This window comes from Sulfuricurvum sp. (assembly GCF_030691015.1).
Classification (GTDB): Bacteria; Campylobacterota; Campylobacteria; order Campylobacterales; family Sulfurimonadaceae; genus Sulfuricurvum.
Genome location: NZ_JAUYFF010000015.1, coordinates 1 through 2,121, shown reverse-complemented (window position 1 = coordinate 2,121; position 2,121 = coordinate 1). Strand labels below are relative to the sequence as shown.

The 2,121-nt window shown below is 43.2% G+C and carries 1 protein-coding gene; it reads left to right on the top strand.

Features of this window, described 5'->3' with window-relative positions; all coding sequences use genetic code 11:
- The first annotated feature begins 120 nt into the window (after positions 1 to 120).
- A complete protein-coding gene (locus tag Q8O20_RS10125; RefSeq protein WP_305531061.1) occupies positions 121 to 1,902 on the top strand; it encodes an IS1634 family transposase in 1,782 nt (593 codons plus the stop codon).
- The last annotated feature ends 219 nt before the right edge of the window (positions 1,903 to 2,121 follow it).

The window sequence follows — 2,121 nt, the reverse complement described above, 5'->3', positions numbered from 1 at the left end:
CGCATATTTCAATCCCCCCTTCAAACTGAGTGGTGAATTATTTTAAGTTACAGATTTCCTTCTGTCCAAATGTATTAGTACTTAAATATATAACTAAGAAATCAATAATGTATAGGATTAATGAATTCAGAAGCACCCGCAAACCCTAAAGAGCTCCGTAAACTGAATCCCCGATTCCGGGACGGTCAGAAATTTAACAACGATTTGAAAGAGATCATCAAGACCGCCCGAAAGCGTTCAGGATACTCCACTCCGTACATCTTTCTGTTGGTAAAACACTACTCCGACCGGTTCCATCTTGTAGACTTCATCAACAAAAAAGTCAGATGGGATGATACCCAGTGGAAGGTCAGTCCAGGCACACTCGCATTATGCCTGATCTATATGATGTTTATGTCCGAGAATGGTCGGATCCCCCTTTATAAAGTCTCAGAACGGCTTGAAGATCTGGATTTGGTTCTCCTTTTTGAAGAATCGGTTCAGCTTACGGATTTCACCAGCCATGCCTTCGCAACACTGCTTGACAGGTTACACGAAGCAGGATGCCAGGATATTTTTACATCAATCTCATTGCAGGTCTATGAACTTTTTGGGTTACCCCGGAGTTATATACTGCATAGCGATACCACTTCCCATGTATTGCAGGGAATCTATGCCATGTGTGATGAGGCAGCTCATAAAGGTCTCACTCCCGCGAATGGACATAGTAAAGATCACCGACCGGATCTGAAACAGGTAAAAACCGGCATAATCGTTGACGGCAATGGCATTGTGTTCGACGCCAAATCGCTTGATGGCAATATGTCCGACAGCACCTGGAACACCGAAGCCATCCTACGGTTAAAGGTAATCTTGGGAGATAAACTATCTGAATATATCTATATCGCCGATTCCAAGTTGGTCAACCTGAAAAACTTCAAGGAGATGACGTCATCAGAGACTCCGCTCTGGTTTATATCGCTTATTCCGGCAAATTTTCACAATAAGGTATCATCCCGGTTCCGTGATCTGGCATATCGTGAAAATGCATGGACTGAGTTAGGTGCCTGTTGTGTGAATACAAATGGGAAAGACCGGGCAACTTATGCCGTGCAGGAATTTTCCGAGATGATCGATGGACACTCTTACCGTATTTTGATCTACCGGACGAACAAGTCGGATAAGATGACTGAGAAACGACTCAAAACAGAACGAGACGACCTGCGTATACACGCCACAGAGAAATTTAAAGAGACATATGCCTGTGATGCAGATGCTCTGAAGGATATTCGAGTGTTCCTGAAGGAGCAGAACCGCGGCAGATATCAGGTTCTTCTGGAGTCAATACCGGAAACGCACATTAAAAAATCGGCCGGGAGACCCCCGAAGAACCCACGCCCCCAAGAATCTACGACAGTATTCCGGGTCAAAGTTATCGATGTTATCCCTGTAAATGAACGCATTCTAAAATACCGGCAGGAAGCTGAATCATTTGCTCTGATCACTAATGTTTCTGCTGATAAACTGGTCAACCGAGACGTCTTGCTCCGTTATAAAGGTCAGTGGAAGGTTGAGAATTTGTTCAGTCGGCTCAAGAAGCCGATGTTAGTCGATACCCTCTTTCTGAAAAATCCAGATCGTATCGAAGCGTTGATGATGCTTACCTATATTGCGTTACTCTTTCAGGCAGTTATGCAGGCTATGGCACGAGACCGATCGCTAAATTTCTTTGAACTTCCGAATATCGAGTATGCTAAACGGCCGATGGACAATCCAACGTATGGGCTTATCGAATGGTTATTCAAGCCATTTTTGGTGATTTCTGAAGGGAGTTTTAGAGAGTTAACGTATTCTGGAAAGGAACCGGGGGTTTATCTGAAATTTCTGAATTATCTGGTCGACATGGAAAATAACAAAATCTGATTTCGGGATGTGAATCATTAATGAGGGTTTTAGCTTGGGCTGTCGATATTTTGACCTGTTTGTCACCTTGTTGAGGTTTTCTTCAGTTTGTATTCTCGTTTTCACAGTGATTGATGCTTGTTTTGTTGTAACTACAAGTGTCTGACTGGCATTTCTCTTTGTCAATGTCCGACTTGTCTAAAATTATGGGAAAATTATCGGAAGGGTTTGAAATATGCG